Source organism: Arthrobacter sp. Y3221157 (assembly GCF_059089865.1).
In genome coordinates this window covers 13384-31231 of sequence record NZ_JBNHFD010000026.1, presented here as the reverse complement: position 1 = coordinate 31231, position 17848 = coordinate 13384, and the positions used below count along the sequence as shown (strand labels likewise).

At 66.5% G+C, this 17848-nt stretch carries 17 protein-coding genes; 3 read left to right on the top strand and 14 right to left on the bottom strand.

Annotated elements, in window-relative coordinates:
- Positions 1-18: 18 nt before the first annotated feature.
- From AC5RTT_RS09350 to AC5RTT_RS09325, 6 genes are all read right to left on the bottom strand, one after another.
- Positions 19-1590, bottom strand: coding sequence for a transporter (locus AC5RTT_RS09350; protein ID WP_494144953.1), 1572 nt, complete (start codon positions 1588-1590; stop codon positions 19-21).
- The gene (locus AC5RTT_RS09345; protein WP_494144952.1) at positions 1572-2411 is read right to left on the bottom strand and encodes an ABC transporter ATP-binding protein; all 840 of its coding nucleotides are present in this window, start codon (positions 2409-2411) and stop codon (positions 1572-1574) included. Before AC5RTT_RS09345 ends, AC5RTT_RS09350 begins: the two co-directional genes overlap by 19 nt.
- 101 nt (positions 2412-2512) lie before the next feature.
- Complete coding sequence (locus AC5RTT_RS09340; RefSeq protein ID WP_494144951.1) at positions 2513-2779, bottom strand: DUF3253 domain-containing protein; 267 nt, start codon at positions 2777-2779, stop codon at positions 2513-2515.
- Positions 2780-2801: 22 nt separating this feature from the next.
- Entirely contained in the window at positions 2802-3899 is a 1098-nt protein-coding gene (locus AC5RTT_RS09335) for an NADH:flavin oxidoreductase/NADH oxidase (protein ID WP_494144950.1), read from the bottom strand.
- Positions 3899-4891, bottom strand: a complete 993-nt coding sequence (locus AC5RTT_RS09330; protein ID WP_494144949.1) for a co-chaperone YbbN — start codon at positions 4889-4891, stop codon at positions 3899-3901. Before AC5RTT_RS09330 ends, AC5RTT_RS09335 begins: the two co-directional genes overlap by 1 nt.
- A 52-nt stretch (positions 4892-4943) precedes the next feature.
- Positions 4944-6656, bottom strand: coding sequence for a DUF8094 domain-containing protein (locus AC5RTT_RS09325; RefSeq protein ID WP_494144960.1), 1713 nt, complete (start codon positions 6654-6656; stop codon positions 4944-4946).
- Positions 6657-6847: 191 nt separating this feature from the next.
- Here AC5RTT_RS09325 and AC5RTT_RS09320 point away from each other — a divergent pair, with 191 nt between their 5' ends.
- Complete coding sequence (locus AC5RTT_RS09320) at positions 6848-8161, top strand: AI-2E family transporter (RefSeq protein WP_494144948.1); 1314 nt, start codon at positions 6848-6850, stop codon at positions 8159-8161.
- 16 nt (positions 8162-8177) lie between these two features.
- Here AC5RTT_RS09320 and AC5RTT_RS09315 read toward each other — a convergent pair whose 3' ends face one another.
- Both AC5RTT_RS09315 and AC5RTT_RS09310 read right to left on the bottom strand, forming a co-directional pair.
- Entirely contained in the window at positions 8178-8978 is an 801-nt protein-coding gene (locus tag AC5RTT_RS09315) for an alpha/beta hydrolase (protein WP_494144947.1), read from the bottom strand.
- A 44-nt stretch (positions 8979-9022) separates the two neighbouring features.
- Positions 9023-9379, bottom strand: a complete 357-nt coding sequence (locus AC5RTT_RS09310; RefSeq protein WP_494144946.1) for an Rv1322 family protein — start codon at positions 9377-9379, stop codon at positions 9023-9025.
- A gap of 104 nt (positions 9380-9483) precedes the next feature.
- On the opposite strand from AC5RTT_RS09310, the gene nucS reads away from it, so the two are divergent.
- Together nucS and AC5RTT_RS09300 are read left to right on the top strand one after the other, a co-directional pair.
- On the top strand, positions 9484-10179 hold the full coding sequence (gene nucS, locus AC5RTT_RS09305) for an endonuclease NucS (RefSeq protein WP_494008632.1): 696 nt from the start codon (positions 9484-9486) through the stop codon (positions 10177-10179).
- 298 nt (positions 10180-10477) lie between these two features.
- The gene (locus AC5RTT_RS09300) at positions 10478-10681 is read left to right on the top strand and encodes a cold-shock protein (protein ID WP_133346276.1); all 204 of its coding nucleotides are present in this window, start codon (positions 10478-10480) and stop codon (positions 10679-10681) included.
- A gap of 155 nt (positions 10682-10836) precedes the next feature.
- On the opposite strand, the gene AC5RTT_RS09295 is transcribed toward AC5RTT_RS09300, so the two are convergent.
- The 6 genes from AC5RTT_RS09295 to AC5RTT_RS09270 form a co-directional block, all read right to left on the bottom strand.
- Complete coding sequence (locus AC5RTT_RS09295) at positions 10837-13392, bottom strand: bifunctional lysylphosphatidylglycerol flippase/synthetase MprF (RefSeq protein ID WP_494144945.1); 2556 nt, start codon at positions 13390-13392, stop codon at positions 10837-10839.
- Positions 13374-14687, bottom strand: coding sequence for an alpha/beta hydrolase (locus AC5RTT_RS09290; protein WP_494144944.1), 1314 nt, complete (start codon positions 14685-14687; stop codon positions 13374-13376). The genes AC5RTT_RS09295 and AC5RTT_RS09290 overlap by 19 nt, the downstream gene beginning before the upstream one ends.
- Before the next feature lie 5 nt (positions 14688-14692).
- The gene (locus tag AC5RTT_RS09285; RefSeq protein ID WP_494050746.1) at positions 14693-15124 is read right to left on the bottom strand and encodes a DUF2550 domain-containing protein; all 432 of its coding nucleotides are present in this window, start codon (positions 15122-15124) and stop codon (positions 14693-14695) included.
- A 10-nt stretch (positions 15125-15134) separates the two neighbouring features.
- Positions 15135-15419 carry a F0F1 ATP synthase subunit epsilon gene (locus AC5RTT_RS09280; protein ID WP_009356490.1) on the bottom strand — a complete coding sequence of 95 codons (285 nt, stop codon included), beginning with the start codon at positions 15417-15419 and terminating at the stop codon, positions 15135-15137.
- 1 nt (position 15420) lies between these two features.
- Entirely contained in the window at positions 15421-16875 is a 1455-nt protein-coding gene (gene atpD / locus AC5RTT_RS09275) for a F0F1 ATP synthase subunit beta (RefSeq protein WP_494144943.1), read from the bottom strand.
- A 78-nt stretch (positions 16876-16953) separates the two neighbouring features.
- Entirely contained in the window at positions 16954-17844 is an 891-nt protein-coding gene (locus AC5RTT_RS09270; protein WP_494050748.1) for a F0F1 ATP synthase subunit gamma, read from the bottom strand.
- Between the last annotated feature and the right edge of the window lie 4 nt (positions 17845-17848).

The window sequence follows — 17848 nt, the reverse complement described above, 5'->3', positions numbered from 1 at the left end:
CTTCCGCCGTGCCTGCCGTTACTTGTTCACGCCCACCTGGGCCAGGAGTTCCGGCCCGCGGGCGTCGAGCCATTTTCCGCCCAGCCGTACACCGGCCACGAACAGGCCGAGGCCCAGCAGCGTTCCCACCGCGAGGTTGATCCAGCCAAAGAGGCTGTTTCCGGTCACCAGCTGCGCGACCATCAGCGCCGCTTCAGGCAGCACCAGCACCACCAGGACCAGCATTCCCCCGAACTGCACTGCGAGGGTCTGCCCCACGTTGCCCGGCGGCTTCTTGAACGGGCTGTCCCCGGGGAGCGGAACCGCCACGGTGTAACGGGCGGAGACCACTGATGCCAGCCCCAGGCAGGTGAAGAGGATACCCAGGCCCAGCCCGAGCTGGCCGGGCAGCCCGGGCCAGTCGCCGGTGAACGCCGCGGAGCCCACGGCAAAGATGACCACCACCGGAAGGGCGAAGGACATGCAGGCCAGGGCGCGGCCCAGCCGGTCAGCCACACCGGATACCCCGGTGGCCAGGTGCAGGGCGAACGCGGTGTTGTCGTAGGACACGTCGGCTGAGATGGACCACGCGATAATGAACGCGGAGATCGGCGCCAGGAATGCGAGGCTGGAGTACTCTCCTGTCTGGGATCCCTGGAAGACCAGGACAACGGGCAGCAGCGGGATGACCACCAGCGATCCGGAGTAGCGGGGGTCGCGGAACCAGTAGGTGAGCGACCTAGCCATCACAGCACCTGCCGGTACGGGCGGCAGGAGCCCCAGAAGCCCAAGCTTGCTTCCCTTGCGCTTGCTGCTGCCGGCGTACGGCGGCGTGACGAGGGCCCTTTCCAGAAGGAGCTTCCAGCACCAGGCCAGCGCAGCGAGTGAGGCCACTGCCACCAGGAACTTGGCGGCCGCCGGACCAAACCGGCCTGCGTGGAGCTCGCCGCCCAGGGACCAGGGGGCCCCGAGCGGGGTCCAGGAAAGGACGCTGGCGAAGTCCGGCAGGAAGCCGGTCGAGTTCGAGATGCCCTGGCCGACGCCCGCGATGATGGGGCCTAGGAGGACGAGCGGAACCATGAAGGCAATGGCGCTGATGTCCTTGAACCGGCGGGACGCAGCAAGGCTGGCGGTGGCCGTGGTAACCACCTTTGAGAGGACGATGCACGTCATCACGCCGAGCGCCGCCCCCAGCAGTGCGCCGAACACGGGCAGTACTCCGCGGAACCAGGTCACCACCGTGGACAGCGCCACCAGGGCAGTGGCCAGACCCGGGATGCCGATCAGCCCGCCAAGGGCCAGGCCCGCCAGCATCTGCCGCATCGGGATGGCGAAGGTGGTGAAGCGGGCCGGGTCCAGGGTCATGTCCGTGGCTGAAGCAACCACCGGGATGAGTCCCCAGCCCAGGACGGCAGCGGAGCCGCCGAGCACCACCGCGGTTTGCGCGATCCCGGCGTCCGCGGAGCGCAGCAGGACCAGGGCCACCACCAGCGTGGAGATCAGGCCCAGCGCGTAGAGTCCGGCGAAGGCCAGGCCCACGAGTTGCCACGGACTGCGCCGGAGGCCGTTGCGGAGCAGGGTCAGTTTCAGCCTTAAAAGGTGCGCAACCATTCCAGCCCTTCCGTGCGGCTGCGCCCACCGACCAGTTGGACGAACCGGTCTTCCAAAGACGCCCCGGCGCGGACCTGGTCAACAGTCCCGGCAGCCAGCAGCCGGCCGCCCGCCACCACAGCCACGTGGTCGCACATGCGCTGGACCAGGTCCATGACATGGCTGGACATGATGACGGTACCGCCCGACGCCACGTAGCCGTCCAGGATGGAGCGGATGTTCGCCGCCGAGACCGGGTCCACAGCTTCAAAAGGTTCGTCCAGGACCAGCAGACGGGGCGCGTGGATCAGGGCGGAGGCGAGCGCGATTTTCTTTGTCATGCCGGCGGAGTAGTCCACCACCAGCGTTCCCGCATCCTGGGCCAGGTCCATCGCTTCCAGCAGTTCGCCCACGCGGGAGGCCACCACGTTCCGGTCCATGCCGCGCAGCAGTCCGGCGTAGGTGATCAGTTGCTCACCCGTCAGCCTGTCGAACAGCCGGACGCCGTCGGGCAGGACGCCCATGAGTTTTTTGGCTTCCAGCGGGTGCGCCCAGACGTCGACGCCGTGGACTAACGCCGTGCCAAAGTCAGGCCGCAGCAGCCCGGTGGCCATGGACAGCGTGGTGGTCTTGCCTGCCCCGTTGGGGCCCACGATGCCGTAGAAGGAGCCGGCGGGCACATCCAGGCTGATGCCGTCCACCGCGATCTTCTGGCCGAACCGCTTGGCCAGGCCGCGGATGGCCAAGGCCGGAACGGCGCCGGCGGCGGCAGCGGAAGGGGGTGCGGCGGCGTCGGTAGGATGCAGCGGCACGCCCGCGGGATCGGGATACTGGGCGGTCATGAAGCCAGACTAGCCCCCGGAACACGGCTGCGGGGTCCTCCGGGAGGAGTAGAAACAAAGGCGTACGGCAGCTGCCCGCCCCGCTGGCCTGCCCGCTCTTCCTAAGTGGCCTTGCGGATGCGGATGGGCCCCTTCGCAGTGGCAGGATCAACCACCGAACCGCCCTGGGTAATCACCACCTCGCCGGCATCGACGAGCCGCCGCGCCGCCCGCCGGGCCGGCTCCATGAGGTCGCGCCAGTGTTCGCCGCCGACCGCTCGCGCCGCATCGGACGGACAAATAGTGGACGTGGCGGCCCTCGCAGCCAGGAGCCCAAGGATGGTGTCTTCCAGCCGCTGGTCGAGGCTGCTGGAATCATTGGCCGTCATTGCTGATCCTCTCCGGACATACTCAGAAGCTGCGCCGCGGCAGCGCCCGCTCGTACTGGGGAGCCCAGCCGGTTTCATGGCCCAGTTCGAAGGCTGCACGCAGCCACCAGTGCGGGTCGCGGAGCGCGGCCCTGGCGATCAGCACTGCATCGGCCTGCCCGGTAGCGATGGCATGCCCGGCCTGCCCGGCTGAGGTCAGCAGGCCCACCGTCCCGGTGGGGATGCCGGCCTCCTTGCGGATGGCCTCAGAAAATCCGGTCTGGTATCCGGGACCGGGAGTGATCCTTTGGTGGGCCACTGCTCCCCCGCTGGACACATCAATCAAGTCCACGCCGCGTCCCGCTGCCTGCCGTGCCAGGCGGACGGAGGCCGGCAGGTCAATGCCGCCCTCAGCCCAGTCGGTGGCGGAAATCCTCAGCAGCAGCGGCATTGAGTCGGGGATGGCGTCCCGCACGGCATCGATAACGGCAAGCATCAGCCGGTTGCGGCCGGCCTCGTCCCCGCCCCATTCGTCGTTGCGCAGGTTGGTCAGCGGGCTCTGGAACTGGTGCAGCAGGTAGCCGTGCGCGCCGTGGATCTCCACGGTGTCGAAGCCGGCCTCCACCGCGCGTTTCGCCGCTGCTGCAAAGTCGGCGATGACCGCCTGGATCTGTTCCGCTGTCATCACGGCTGGAACCTCATAGCCGTCAAAGGCCACTGCCGACGGGCCCACTGTGCCCCAGCCGCCGTCGGATGCTGCCACGCTCCCGTGCCTGCCGGAAAAGGGCCACCACGTGGACGCCTTCCGTCCGGCATGCGCCAGCTGTACCCCGATCTTCGCGCCGGCCGCTCCGTGACGGTGCACGAACGTGGTGATCCGCTGCCACGCTTCGGCCTGCTCATCGTTGTAGAGCCCGGCGTCGCGGGGGCTGATGCGGCCCTCCGCGCCCACCGCAGCCGCCTCGGTGAGCAGCAGCGCGGCCCCGCCGGCGGCGAAGGAACCCAGATGCATCAGGTGCCAGTCGTTGGGAACCCCCGGCGCGGCGTCGGGATCGCAGCTGTACTGGCACATGGGTGACAGCCAGCCGCGGTGCTGGAGCTCCAGGGAACGGAGCTTCAGCGGATCGAACAGGCCCGGCACTAGAAGAGGACCCTCGCCAGGGCCTGGCGCGCTTTGGAAACGCGTTCGTCGGATGCGCCAACCACGTCGAAGAGTTCCAGCAGGCGGAGGCGGGCGGTCTCACGCTCCGGGCCGAAGTTCCTGCCAATGAATGCCACCAGGCGGTTCAGGCCGTCGTCCACGTGTCCGCCGGCGATGTCCAGGTCCGCGACAGCCAGCTGGGCTTCCAGGTTGTCAGGCTCATTGGCGGCGAGCGTGCGGACGGACTCGCCGTCCTGGGCCGACAGCGGCTGCAGGCGTGCCATCAGCTCCACTTGGGCAAGCCCTGCCTTGGCCTCGTGGTCCGAGGGCATCTCTTTGAGCGCCTGCCGGTAGGCATCCGCGGCAGCGTCGAAGTCGCCCGCCTCGATAGCGTCGTAGGCGGCCTGGTGCAGTGGCGGCAGGGGCGCGGGTTCGGATTCTTCGCCGGCGCCGGCGTTCAGGCTGCCGGTCACGCCGTTCGCCGCAGCCACCTTCAACAGCTCATCAAACAGGGCACGCACCTGCTGCTCGTCCGCGCTGCCCTGGAAGAGCGGCACGGGCTGTCCCCTGAGGACGGCGACGGCGGTAGGCACCGCCTGCACCTGGAATGCCTGGGCCAGCTGGGGGAACGCCTCGATATCGGCGGCACCGAGGACAAGCCGGCCCCCGTAGCTCTTCACCACGCTGTCCAGCGTCTGCAGCATCCCGGTGGACTCCGGCGAGTACGGGGCCCACAGGGCGAACACCACGGGGACCTGCGCGGAAAGTTCCACCAGCTGCTGGAAGTTGGCCTCGGTGACGTTGACCCGCAGGTCCGGTCCGCCGGCGGCTCCTCCGGACTGCGGCCCTTCCGGCGTGCCGGCGCCAGCGGCGGCACCGGTTCCGGCGGGCGCGGCCGGGCGCTGCTTCAGGGTTGAAAGGTCGACGGCGCCGCGCAGGTTAAGCAGGCTGGCAGCGGCTGGAGGGACTGGGCGGGAAGCAGGCGAACTCATGCTTTCCACTTTAGCCACTCCGGCCGCTGCCGGAAGTAACGCTGTGCCGGGGCTACTTGAAGCTGGCGCCGACCAGGCCGCGGGTTGCCGCGACGAGCTTCATGGGGTCGGTGGAGCCGGCAGGCGGAATGTAGACCGCCATGGACTCGGCGAAGTTGAGCACCATGCCCGTGGTGGTTTCCTTGCCACCGGCCAGGGCTGCTGCATCATCACCGATGGTCAGCTTGTCGCCGGCAGCCTTCGGTGTGCCTTCAAAACCGAAGTTGATCCGGCCCAGGACCAGCGCCCCGCCGTCATCGGTGCGGAAGACCACCGTGCTTTCCGGTACCACCTTGTGGGTGAAGGAGAAGTTGCCGTTCTCGCCGGCCTTGACCACCTCTGCCTGGTAGGACAGCGTGTCAGCGATGTAGGGCGAGGACTCGCCCTCAACAAGCTTGTCCTTGAAGGCGGAATCGGGAGTGGTAAGGCGGTCGGCGAGGCCCGAGAGTGCCTCTTCCCCGCTGTACAGCAGGCCGGTCTTGTCACCGGCGGCGAGGGTGTCCGTGCCCCCACGGCTGATGGTGGGGAACGTGGCGCCGGGTTGGAGCGGGGTGGTTTCCACCAGCTTGTAGTTCTCGCGCGGCGAGGGCTGGACCAGGGTCAGCAGCTGTGGCACCACATTGCCGTCGCCCTGCGTCACGGCCAGGACGGAGCGGGGCCAGTCGCGGTCACTGGTGACCACGGTGGTGAGCAGCTTGGTGGACCGCACCGGCATCCTGGCTTCGTAGGAGCCCACCTGGGAACGGATCTTGTAGTTCTGGGTGCGCACTTCCAGCTCGGTGCCGCCCACGCGCTCGGCGAGCTGGCCCGCGTCCTTGGCGGCATCACCGGCGTCGACGGCACTGGAGACCTGCTCCAGGATCCGGCGGAACTGGGCGTCAAGCAGGACCGGCGATCCGGCCTCCGGGGCAGCCGGTGCCGACGGCGAACCGGTGGCTTCCGGAGCCGGCGTGGCAGCGTACGCGGCCGTGCCGGAACCCGCGAGGACCGCTGCGGTAATACCCGCAGCCACCATGCCGGCGCGCGAGGTTACCTTGGAAGATCCGGCCCCCGACTGGCTCCGGTCACGGGCGCGCTGTGCAAAGCCGCTGCCCTGGCCATCGCCTTCACCGTTCCGCTTGCGCGCGGACAGCAGTGCCAGCACAATGCCGGCAAGGATCAGGAGGGACCCAAGCAGCATCAGCGGAACGGCCCAGGGAGTGGAAGTGTCGTTGGGGAACGTCATGGAGACCGAGGCCGGAGCGGCTTTTGTTCCGTCGGAGGCGAGCAGGAGTGTCCAGTCGCCGTCTGCCGGAGGGGTCCACGAGTATTCCAGTTCGCCGCTGGCATTTTCGCTGGAAACCCAAAGGTCGGAGCCTGCCGGGTTGGGGGCGGTGGCTTCGCCGTCGGTGTGCTCAACCTGAAGGGACTTGCCGTCCTCCGAAACACCGCTGATGGTGTTGTGCGCGGACTGGCCAACCCAGGCGTCAACGTCATCCGGCCGGCCGGCGGCGAGCAGGAAGTTGCCGTCGCCCTCGATGCTGATCTTGACGGTACCGCCATGCAGGGTGCGCAGGTTCTGGTCAATGACGGTCAGCGGCGCTTCCGCCGTATCGGCCGGCGCGGCTGCCGTGAAGGTCTCGGAAGGGGCCCAGATGGTTCTCTGGCCAATACCGGCCAAAAGTGTCAGGAGGCCGAGCAGCACAAGTGCGACTGCAGTCTTTAAACGCAAGGGAACACCTATCATCAGCGGGGGTTTGCTTCCCATAGTAACCGTTTTGTTACCAGGGCCCCGGATTGGGTGCGCTTGCCGCCTCCCCAAAATGCCACGGACCGTCCCCGTCCGCAGCTGTTGACAAGGCTGCTGATAGTGTTTGCGATGATCATCACATTGGCCCGTTGACGCGGCGCCACGCACGGAACAGGCCCTCAAAACCAGTGACTGACAAGACGGACGAGTCTTCCGCGGCATCCAACAACCCCGGGGGCCAGGAGCCACCGGCAGCCGCACCCGAGGGAGCCCCGCACGCCCGCAGGAAGGGCACTGCCGCGGCGGCGCTCGGTTTTGTGGCCCGCCGGCTTCGCCAGCCCCTGCCGGGCGCCCAGCCGAGGCTGCGGTTCGAGATGCCGCCGGAGTACGTCCAGGAGCACGAGGTCACCACCACCGACCCTGACGGCGAGGTACGCCCGCAGTTCGGCCGCCCCGGCCCACGGATGTCGCCGCAGCATCCCCTCTATATGGGCTTCATGGGAACCGTGGGCGTTGGGCTTGCCCTGCTGGTCTACTGGATCGGTTCGAACACCACGCAGCTGCTGTTGTGGATCGTGGCGGCCCTGTTCATCGCCCTGGGCCTGGAACCGGTGGTGGGCTGGTTGGAGAACCGCAAGATCCCGCGTCCGGCAGGCATCCTGGTGTCGGTGACTGTCCTGGTAAGCGCCGTCGTCGGCTTCTTTGCCACCCTGATCCCCACCATCGTGGAGCAGGTGACGGAAATCGTGGAGCAGGCGCCGATATGGATCCGGGACTTCATCAATTCCGAGTTCTTCCGCAGCCTTGACGACCAGTTCGGCGTCCGTGACCGGGTGGCGGAGGAACTGGACAAGTTCGTCAACGACCCCGCGGCGGTGGGCGGCATTTTCGGCGGCGTGGTGGGCTTCGGTTCCACTGTGGCGAACGGCCTGTTCGGGGCCCTGATCGTGCTGGTGCTGAGCCTGTACTTCCTGGCGGCCCTGCCGGCAATGAAGAAGTGGGGGTACCGGCTGGCACCCCGCTCCCGCCGCCACCGCGTGGAGGCCCTGTCCGAGGAGATCACCCGTTCTGTGGGCAACTACGTGATCGGCCAGGCCTGCGTGGCGCTCCTGAATGCCACCTTCGCCTTCGTCGTGATGTCCATCCTGGGCATTCCCTTCGCCCTGCTGCTGGCCTTCGTTGTTGCCCTGCTCGCCTTCATCCCGCTGGTTGGCGGCCTAATTGCCGGTGTGGTGGTGCTGCTTGTCTCCCTGACGGAGGGCTGGCAGACGGCCGCGGTTTACGCCATCTGCTACTTCGCCTACCTGCAGTTCGAGGCGTACTTCATCTCGCCGCGGATCATGCAAAAGGCTGTTGCAGTGCCGGGGGCGGTGGCAGTCATTTCAGTTATCGCCGGCGGCAGCTTACTGGGGGTCCTCGGCGCCCTGATCGCCATTCCCACGGCAGCGGCCGTCCTGCTGCTGATCCGGGAGATCTACATCGTCCGGCAGGACCAACACTGAATCCCGCCCCTGCAGCCTAGGCCGAAGCAGTAGCCGACGGACCGTCCCATTCCGTCGGCAGCCCGGCAGCCCCGGAGCCGGCTTCGGTGACGTCGTCCACGATCTCGTTCAGGACCCGGGTGGCGTACTTCTCCCCCACCCACAGGTGCTTGGCGCCGTCGACGCCCACCACCCGCGCCTGCGGCACCAGGCTGAACCGTGCGGCCGCCTCGGCGGGCTGGAGGAAATCATCGTGCTCGGGAACCAGGACGGTGAGCGGCTTGCCCGATTCGGCCCACTGCTGCAGGTGCTTGTCCGTGGCACGGTGCAACGGCGGCGAAAGCAGGACGGCGCCCTCCACCTGCGACGCCACGGGCTCCACCGCGCCGTACATCAGCGCCAGTTCGGTGCCGAAGGACCAGCCCACCAGCCACCGGTTGGGCAGGCCGCGTTCGACGGCGAACCGTACCGCCGCCTCGACGTCGTACCGTTCGCCGATTCCTTCTTCGAAGGCACCCGAGCTGGTGCCGCGCGGGGATTCCGTGCCTCGGGTGTTGAAGCGGAGGACTGCCACGCCTGCCAGCGCCGGCAAGCGGTACGAGGCCTTGCGGTACACGTGCGAATCCATGAAACCGCCGTGCGTGGGCAGGGGGTGCAGGGTGATGAGCGTGGCGTGGACGGGCCCCGATTCCGGCAGCGCGAGCTCACCCACCAGGGTGTGGCCGTCGTCCGTCTGCAGCTCCACGTTCTCACGCCGGGCGGGCAGGACGGTGGCGGCACGGATGGGAGCGGGCCCCTGGGCGGGGGTGAATTCATACGACGCCGGATCAAAAGTCATGCCTGCCAGCTTAGCGACAGCAGGGGTCCCTCCGCCCGCTCCGGTCAGCGGTAACGGTAACTGCGCGACATCCAGCAGTTGGTGTGCCAGTGCCGCCGCTCCGCCAGTCCGGCGGCGGCGCCAAAGAGGTGGTCGTCCTTCCAGACCACCAGGTGCGCCACCCCCGGCAGCACGGCGGTGGAGCATTCCGGGCAGATGTACGTCTTTTCGGCGTTCCTGGCCGTCATGGTGCGGACCATCCATTCGCCGTCAGGAGCGCTTTCCCGGCGGGCGATGCCGGCCCGTGCCCGTTCCAGGTCCAGCTCGGGAACCTCCCCGCCGCCCTTTTTCCCGGCACCCCATTTTCCCGGAGCTGCACCTTTTCCGGAGGCAGGACGGCGGGGACGGTTGGAACGCGGCATGCATCCATTCTGCCCCAGCCGTGCATCTCTCCCCCACCGCGGAACCGCAGTGCCTGCCGCCGTCGAAACCTGGCAGCAAGGCTGCACGCGGTAGTCTGTACGGCGTGCGACTTGTCATAGCCCGATGCTCCGTTGATTACGTTGGCCGGCTCAAAGCCCATCTCCCCCTCGCCACCAGGCTCCTCCTGGTCAAGGCGGACGGCTCCGTACTGGTTCACTCGGACGGCGGATCCTATAAGCCGCTCAACTGGATGAGCCCGCCCGCCACCCTGCGGGTCTCCTCCCCGGAGGACGTGGACCTTGAGCTGGGGGTGGTGGAGCAGTGGACCGTCCAGTCGGCGAAGACGGATGACCGTCTCATCATCAACATCCACGAAAAGCTGAGCGAATCATCCCACGATCTGGGGGTGGACCCCGGCCTCATCAAGGACGGCGTGGAGGCCGACCTCCAGCGGCTCCTCGCCGAACAGATCGAAACCCTCGGTGCCGGCTACTCGCTGATCCGCCGGGAGTACTTCACTGCCATTGGACCGGTGGACATCCTGGCGCGGGACGCGGACGGCGGCACCGTGGCCATCGAGCTCAAGCGCCGGGGCGACATCGACGGTGTGGAGCAGCTGACGCGCTACCTGGAACTGCTCAACCGCGATCCCCTGCTTGCACCCGTGCGCGGAATCTTTGCGGCCCAGCAGATCAAGCCGCAGGCGAAGGTGCTGGCAACTGACCGCGGCATCGACTGCATCACCCTGGACTACGATGCAATGCGCGGCGTCGATGACAGTGAATCGCGCCTTTTCTGACCTGTCACATTCGCGCCCGGTCAATGCCACAGCCTTCTGACAAGGCATTTAACCCGGTTTTAACCTAAATTTTTGGCCCTTTCACCGTAAAACCGTTGACCGGCGCGAAGAGGCATGAAATTCTTGTCTCAGTCTTTGTGTAGGTGTTTTTCATGCTCGCAAGACATGTTGCGAGCGCGAAGCTCCTGCAACCCGGATCCCCGAATAGGGCCCGGAATTCAGGATTCTTCTCGCGGAGTGACCAAGGCCGGTACGAGGTGTGCCGATCTTAAAAAAGTTCCACAATGAGGAGAAATAAATGGCACAGGGAACCGTCAAGTGGTTCAACGCTGAAAAGGGCTTCGGCTTCATTACCCCGGATGACTCCGACGGTGATGTCTTCGTTCACTACTCCGAGATCCAGACCAACGGCTTCAAGACCCTCGATGAGAACCAGCGCGTTCAGTTCGAGATCGGCCAGGGAGCCAAGGGCCCCCAGGCTACCGGCGTAACGCTGGTCTAATCCCCCGCCGCATACCCGCTTCGGCGATATGCAGCAATAAAATGATCCCCGGCAATTGCCGCCGGGGATCATTTTTTATGGGTGCTCCCTTTCGCGTTTCGATATGCTTTTTCCCGCATCCCGGCCGCAAGTTTTACACCTATTCCGAATTATTCTTACTTGACCAGTTTGCTGACCAGCCGTGCTCCCTGCGGCAGGGAAAGCCCGGGCAGGTACGCGCGGGTCAGCGCGCGGCCGATCGCCGGCAGGTGCAGCGGGTCCTGGTAGTAGAGGTACAGGGCGCGGTACTCGGGCTTGAACCGGGACTTGAACGCGGCCAGGGAACGGAAGCCGTACACCGGCTCCAAGGCATGCCCCACAAGGTCGAGGATGCGGACCAGGTTTTCGGCCCCGTCCCGGTCCCCGGTACTGTCGTTCGCGCCGCCGTGGTTGGCCAGCGGGGAGCCGGACAGGGAGATCACCTCCACTGATCCGCGCAGCTCCAGCACGGCCGAGGCGATGAGGAATTCCATGACGCCCGGAAATCCTTCCGCACCCCGCCGCATGACATCCAGCGTCCTGCTGACCAGCCGCCCGCCGTCGTACACCGGAAGCCAACTGGTCACGCCATGGACCGTGCCGTTGCCGTCCACGGCCAGGCAGCACAGGACCTCGTCGTCGTCCAGCTCGTCCACCCCGCCCAGGGTGAAGCCCATTTCGGGGACGGACTTGTTGGCCGCCCACTCCTCCGAGACCTCGTTGAGCTTCGACCTCAGTGAGGCCGGCAGCGCGTGGTAGGGGCCCCACACCGCCTCAACCCCCAGCTTTGCCGCCCGGTTCAGCGCGGTCCGGACGTTCTGCCATTCCTTGCCTTTGAACTCCAGCTCCCGGATGGCGAGCCGGGTCTCCTGCGCAACCGGCACCCGGGCGAACCCGCGCTCCTGCAACGCCGGCCACATGGAGCCGTCGCAGGAGTAGAGCGCCGGGATCAGGGCGTGGCTGCGGCAATAGGCCAGGAACCCCTCTGTGACCGCCGGCTGTGACTGTCCTGGTCCGATTGCCCCGCCCAGGGTCAATGCCACGCTGCCGTGCCGCTGGTACGCAACTGCACCCTGCCCGTCCGGGCTGAACCAGTAGGTGTTGGGCTCCCACAGTGCCATCCAGGACAGCGGGCCGCCGCCCTGGTGCAGCAGTTCCCGCGCCCTGGCTCGGTCCTGCCATCCGGAGTCATGGCCATGGTGTCCAATCAGCACCCACCACACGGCCACCAGTGCCACCACCCAGAACACGGGGCCCGAGTAGGCAAACAGGACTGCCTCCACGCTGTTCCGGTCGGCAAAAACCCGGTGGTAGTGCTGCGGGATGGGAACCGGGACGTACTGCCTCGCCAGCTCGGCGAAAAGTCCCAGCAGCCCGCCGTCGCGCTCCAGGCCGCCTGACCAGAACCATGCGCCGGCGTAGGCGGTTGCCAGGACTCCCCAGGTGCCGCCGACCACCAGGGCCAGCGTGCGGCGGGCAGCAGGCAGCGTCTGCACCCGGAACTGCCGCCGGTTGAGCCAGAGGACTACGGCGAGCAGGAGGGGCACGACGACGAGCGGCAGCACGTGCGCGAAGGCCGATCCCATGGGGGCAGCCTGCGGCCCCTCCGGACGCGAGGGCACCAGCGCAAAGAGGGCGAGATAGACGGCCGCCAGTGCCGTGACGGCCAGCTGGATGGCAATGGCGATGTTCAGTGCCAGCCTCCGGCCCCGGCGCATGCCGTCGGCGCAGATCAGCAGCAGGAGAACCGGCACAACGGCCAGGGCGAGCCCGAACGGGCCGGCGAATCCTGCACGTCCCGCTTCCAGGCAGGAGGCCTCAACGGTTGCCCCGCAGTTCAGTGCGAGCTGGCTGAGCGTGGGCATCGGGTTCAGCACCACGTCGCGCAGCAGTGCCAGCGGCCCGGTGGGCGCACGCGCTATTCCGGTGAGGATAGGTCCGACAGCGAAGACGGCGACGGTCAGGGCCAGGAGGTTCCTCGCCTCCCGGCCCGTTGACCGGTGCCGGTGCAGGTGGCCCTGGTCGCCCTGGATCCACCAGCCAGCCAGGAGGCCGAGGAGGGCGCCAAGCAGGCCGATGACCGTTTCGGCGTGCCCCACGTACAGGACCAGCAGGAGCGAAACGGAGATCACCGCCGTCCGCAGCCGCCGCTGCCACAGCACGGGCAGCCGTGCACTGCCGGCCAGGCCTGCAGCAAGGACCGGACCGTAGGGCCCGATCAGGATGTCGTCCGCCATCTGGTCCAGCCACCCGTCTCCGCCGTACGCCGCCAGCTGGGTGATGAGCAGGAACAGTGTCACCGCGGCAAACTGGCCACCGAACAGCAGGGCGGCCGCTGCCCGGGACCCCAGTTTCCGCTCCGCAAGCCCCAGCAGCACGATGATCATCAGTGACGCTGCCAGGTACGCCAGGGGGTTGGTAGCGAAAAAGAGGCTGGTAAAGAGCTGCCACCAGTTGCCGTCACGGAGACCGGGCCCGCTCACGCCGGCCAGTTCCAGCAGGTGCTCCGGAGGCCCCGCCAGGAAGCTGCCTGTTACGGCGCCGGCAGCGAGGAACACCGCAAGGACGCACAGGCTGAACGGTACGGACCGCAGCTCGCCGGCGGCACGGGCCAGTGCTGGCCGGATCACGGTGTCCCAGGCCAGTGTTGCGGTGCGGACCTCCCTCCCGGAGCTCACCGCCGAAGCCCCCATCGGTCCATGAGGAAATCCAGGGCATCCGCAATCCGCCGCGAGGACGTGTCCCAGGAATGGCCGGTGTTTTCCACCTCATAGGCCCGTACCGTGAAACCCGCCGTTTCCGCTGCTGCCGCCAGTGTCCGCAAGTACGCCACGAACTCGGGATCGTTCTGTCCGGCCGTCAGGTACAGGCCGCTGCCTTCGAACCTTTGCTGCTGCATGATGGCCAGCGGCGTCTGCCGGTTGAAGGCCTCGGGATCACCGGGGAAGGCGGCGTCGATGGTTTTCTGCCGTTCCTTTGCGATGGCCGGTTCGGCTTCCGCAGAGAATGCCAGTGCCGCAGGGAAGAGTTCCGGGTGCCGCGTGGCCAGTTGCACTGCGCAGGTGCCGCCGAACGAGAAACCGCCCGTTGCCCAGCGGCTGTGGCTGGTGTCTACCACGAGCGTGGAGCTGATCCACCCGGTGACATCCTTGGTGAGGTAGGTATCGGCCCGGGCAATCCGGCTGTCCATGCACATGGTGTTGGCCGACTGGGAACCGTTGGGGTCGGGAATCACCACTACCGGCGCCACCCCGCCGTGTGCTGCGGCGTAGGAGTCCATGTGGGCCTGGATGGTCCCGCCCGTCAGCCAGTCCGCCGGGCCGCCCGGCTGGCCCGCGATCAGGACCAGGACCGGAAGCGCCGGGCGGTTGGGGGCGAAGTACGCGGGCGGCAGGTAGATGTAGGCTTCCCGCGTGTCCATCCCGGACAGGGTTCCGGGAATCGAGGCCCTGCGAAGGGCTCCCCCGGCCGGAAGTTCCCCCTGCGGGCTCCAGCCGTCCAGTGGCGCGCCGTCAGGCTGACCGGGCTGGCGCATCAGCCCGGCTTCAAGGGTGGGAATCCGCGACAAGGTTGTTCCCAAAAGGTCGCTGACAGTCCTGTTCAGGCCGAAGTAGGCGTTGATCTGCACCGAAGACAGCGCGACCACCAGGAGTGCGGCCAGGATGGCGGTCCCGCGGCGCGGCCAGCTGGCGTGCGGAAGGCGCATCAGGCCCAGGAGCACGGCGGCGACGGCGGGCACCACCCAGAGCAGGACGGTGTCCGGAATGTTCTCGGGGAAGACGGTGAAAACGTTGATGAGGGCCCAGTGGACAGTGGCCACCAGGGCAAAGGCGGCAGCCCCGGCCGCGATGATGCGGAAGATCCAGCGGCGTCCGTTCGGAGGCGAAGGGGGCGGCAACAGGAGGTAGCCAGCCCCGGCGGCACCCAGGACGAGGGCTGCCCAGTACAGGGGGCCGTCAATCAGCCTGGCGTCGAAGAACCAGTCCACGCCGGCTAGCGCCAGGTCCCCACGCCGATGACCGGTCCGGCCTCCAGCCACGAGGAGAGGCCAGTGTAGGCGTCGAACTTCATGGCGAGCCGGAGGTCCTGGCCTTCATAGCGCAGTTCAACGATCACGACGTCGGGCTGGACCTTGACGGCCTCGGCCTCAGTGGGCTTGCGGCGGCCCAGGAGCTCAAGCGAGTGCCGCTTGAAGCGGTGTTTGGGGCGGACACTGAGCGAGAGCAGCCGGAACCACTCCAGATCATTGTCCTGATAACGACAAACCCCCATCTGCCAGCTGTTTCCAGCCATGCAGATGGAGGCGTCCACCGTGCCGAGGGCACGCCGCAGGTTGAAGCGGCGCACCCCCGAAAGGCACAGTGCAATAATCAGCAAACCAAAGGCGGTTGCCAGTGCGATGAACGGAAGACTAGATGCGTCCATCAAGGTGATGCTAGCGAATCCCAGCGGTAGCCGACTCACCCAAGTGGGCGTTGTCAGCCACAATAACCACGCGGTTGTTGTCCACGGAGAAGAACCCGCCGTCGACAGCTACTGCAATACGGTCACCGGACACCGGCTGGATAGCCAGCTCACCTTCGGCCAGGATCGCCAGCAGGGGCGAGTGGCCGGGCAGGATTCCGATTTCACCATCGCTGGTGCGGGCCTTGACCATCTTGGCCGCTCCGGACCACACGAAGTGGTCCGCTGCGACAATCTCAACCTCAAGCTCAGCCATATTACTTGGTCTGTTCCTGGATCTTGGCCCACTGGCGCTCAACGTCATCCAGGCCGCCGACGTTGAAGAACGCCTGCTCTGCGATGTGGTCGAGGTCTCCGTCGCAGATGGCAGTGAAGCCTTCAACAGTGTCCTTGATGGAGACCGTGGAGCCTTCAACGCCGGTGAACTGCTTGGCGGTGTAGGTGTTCTGGGACAGGAACTGCTGGATGCGGCGTGCACGGGACACGACGATCTTGTCCTCTTCCGACAGTTCGTCAACGCCGAGGATGGCGATGATGTCCTGGAGTTCCTTGTTCTTCTGCAGGATCTGCTTCACACGGACAGCCGTGTTGTAGTGGTCCTGGCCGATGTACTGGGGATCCAGGATTCGGGAGGTGGACGTCAGCGGGTCAACGGCCGGGTACAGACCACGGGAGGCGATTTCACGGGAAAGTTCCGTGGTCGCGTCCAGGTGCGCGAAGGTGGTTGCCGGAGCCGGGTCGGTGTAGTCATCTGCGGGGACGTAGATGGCCTGCATCGAGGTGATGGAGTGGCCCTTGGTGGAGGTGATGCGCTCCTGCAGGAGGCCCATCTCGTCAGCCAGGTTGGGCTGGTAGCCCACGGCGGACGGCATACGGCCGAGCAGCGTGGAAACCTCGGAACCGGCCTGGGTGAAGCGGAAGATGTTGTCGATGAAGAGCAGCACGTCCTGCTTCTGGACATCGCGGAAGTACTCCGCCATGGTCAGGGCGGACAGGGCCACACGAAGGCGCGTTCCCGGCGGCTCGTCCATCTGGCCGAACACAAGGGCGGTGTCCTTGAGGACGCCTGCCTCTTCCATTTCAACCCAGAGGTCGTTACCTTCACGGGTACGCTCGCCAACACCGGCGAATACCGAGGTACCACCGAAGTTGCGGGCAACACGCGTGATCATTTCCTGGATCAGAACGGTCTTGCCCACACCGGCGCCGCCGAAGAGGCCGATCTTTCCACCCTTGATGTAGGGGGTCAGGAGGTCGATGACCTTGATGCCGGTTTCGAGCATCTCGGTGGAGCCTTCGAGCTGGGCGAAGGAGGGTGCCTTGCGGTGGATCGGCCAGCGTTCGCTGATGTCCAGGTCCGACTCGGCAACGTCCAGGGGCTGGCCCAGGACGTTGAAGATGTGGCCCTTGACGCCGTCGCCGACGGGCACGGAGATCGGGGCGCCGCTGTCCACCACGGACGTGCCGCGGACCAGGCCGTCGGTTGCCTGCAGGGAGATGGCGCGGACGAGGTTGTCACCCAGGTGCTGGGAGGTCTCGAACGTGATGGTCTTGGTCTCACCGTTGAGAGTAATCTCGGTGGTGAGTGCGTTGTAGATCGACGGGATTGCGTCAGCCGGGAATTCGACGTCGACAACCGGGCCGATGACGCGCGCAATACGACCGGTGGCACCGGTCGTTGCGGCTACGTTTTCGGTAGCAGTGGCAGTCATCTCTCTCACTTCACTCAGTAGATGGCGTGGGGTTAAGTTTATCTGTGTGGTGCAGGTTCAACGGAACCGCGGCCAGGCCTATGACGCGAGGGCGTCGGCGCCGGCAACAATCTCGGAGAGCTCCTGCGTAATCTCGGCCTGGCGGGCCGTGTTGCGCAGACGCGTGTACTTCTTGATCAGGTCCGTGGCGTTGTCCCCTGCCGACTTCATCGCACGCTGGCGCGCAGCCAGTTCGGATGCAGCGGCCTGCAGCATGGCTGCGAACAGCCGCGATTCGATGTAGCGCGGCAACAGGGCATCAAGAACCTGCTCGGTTTCCGGCTCGAACTCGTACAGCGGCAGCAGGTCCGACTCGGAGGCGGCTTCCTCTTCCACTACCTCCAGGGGCAGCAGGCGGATGACCGTGGGCTCCTGGGTCACCATCGACTTGAAGCGCGTGTAGACGACGTGGATCTCGTCCACCCCACCGTCTTCATAGTCTGTGGCGAAATCGGCCAGCAGCGCGTCCCCGATTTCACGGGCGGTGCCGAACTCCGGCGCGTCCGTTCCTCCGGTCCAGACCCGCGCGTACTGGCGGTTCCGGAAGTCGAAGTAAGCCTGCGCCTTCCGGCCCACGAGGTAGGTTTTGACTTCCTTGCCTTCAGCGTGGAGAAGCTCGTTGAGACCTTCCGCCTGCTTGAGGACACTGGCTGAGTAGGATCCTGCCAGGCCACGGTCCGAGGTGATTACCAGGACTGCGGCACGGCGGATCTGCTCGGGCTCGGTGGTCAGCGGGTGGTCGATTTCGCTTTGGCTTGCGACAGCAGAAACGGCACGCGTGATCGCGTTCGCGTAAGGCAGTGAAGCTGCTACGCGCGCACGGGCCTTGCCAATGCGCGAGGTAGCGATCAGTTCCATCGCCTTGAAGATCTTGCGCATCGACGTGGTCGAGCTGATCTTCTGGCGGTAGACCCGAATCTGGGCTCCCATACTT

Bases quoted from the DNA above. Each gene is read 5' to 3' on its own strand.
- atpD (WP_494144943.1), bottom strand. From the start codon at position 16,875: ATGACTGCCACTGCTACCGAAAACGTAGCCGCAACGACCGGTGCCACC.
- AC5RTT_RS09310 (WP_494144946.1), bottom strand. From the start codon at position 9,379: ATGCCGCGTTCCAACCGTCCCCGCCGTCCTGCCTCCGGAAAAGGTGCA.
- AC5RTT_RS09325 (WP_494144960.1), bottom strand. From the start codon at position 6,656: ATGATAGGTGTTCCCTTGCGTTTAAAGACTGCAGTCGCACTTGTGCTG.
- AC5RTT_RS09350 (WP_494144953.1), bottom strand. From the start codon at position 1,590: ATGGTTGCGCACCTTTTAAGGCTGAAACTGACCCTGCTCCGCAACGGC.
- AC5RTT_RS09280 (WP_009356490.1), bottom strand. From the start codon at position 15,419: ATGGCTGAGCTTGAGGTTGAGATTGTCGCAGCGGACCACTTCGTGTGG.
- AC5RTT_RS09315 (WP_494144947.1), bottom strand. From the start codon at position 8,978: ATGACTTTTGATCCGGCGTCGTATGAATTCACCCCCGCCCAGGGGCCC.
- AC5RTT_RS09330 (WP_494144949.1), bottom strand. From the start codon at position 4,891: ATGAGTTCGCCTGCTTCCCGCCCAGTCCCTCCAGCCGCTGCCAGCCTG.
- AC5RTT_RS09270 (WP_494050748.1), bottom strand. From the start codon at position 17,844: ATGGGAGCCCAGATTCGGGTCTACCGCCAGAAGATCAGCTCGACCACG.
- AC5RTT_RS09340 (WP_494144951.1), bottom strand. From the start codon at position 2,779: ATGACGGCCAATGATTCCAGCAGCCTCGACCAGCGGCTGGAAGACACC.
- AC5RTT_RS09285 (WP_494050746.1), bottom strand. From the start codon at position 15,124: ATGGACGCATCTAGTCTTCCGTTCATCGCACTGGCAACCGCCTTTGGT.
- AC5RTT_RS09295 (WP_494144945.1), bottom strand. From the start codon at position 13,392: ATGGGGGCTTCGGCGGTGAGCTCCGGGAGGGAGGTCCGCACCGCAACA.
- AC5RTT_RS09345 (WP_494144952.1), bottom strand. From the start codon at position 2,411: ATGACCGCCCAGTATCCCGATCCCGCGGGCGTGCCGCTGCATCCTACC.
- AC5RTT_RS09300 (WP_133346276.1), top strand. From the start codon at position 10,478: ATGGCACAGGGAACCGTCAAGTGGTTCAACGCTGAAAAGGGCTTCGGC.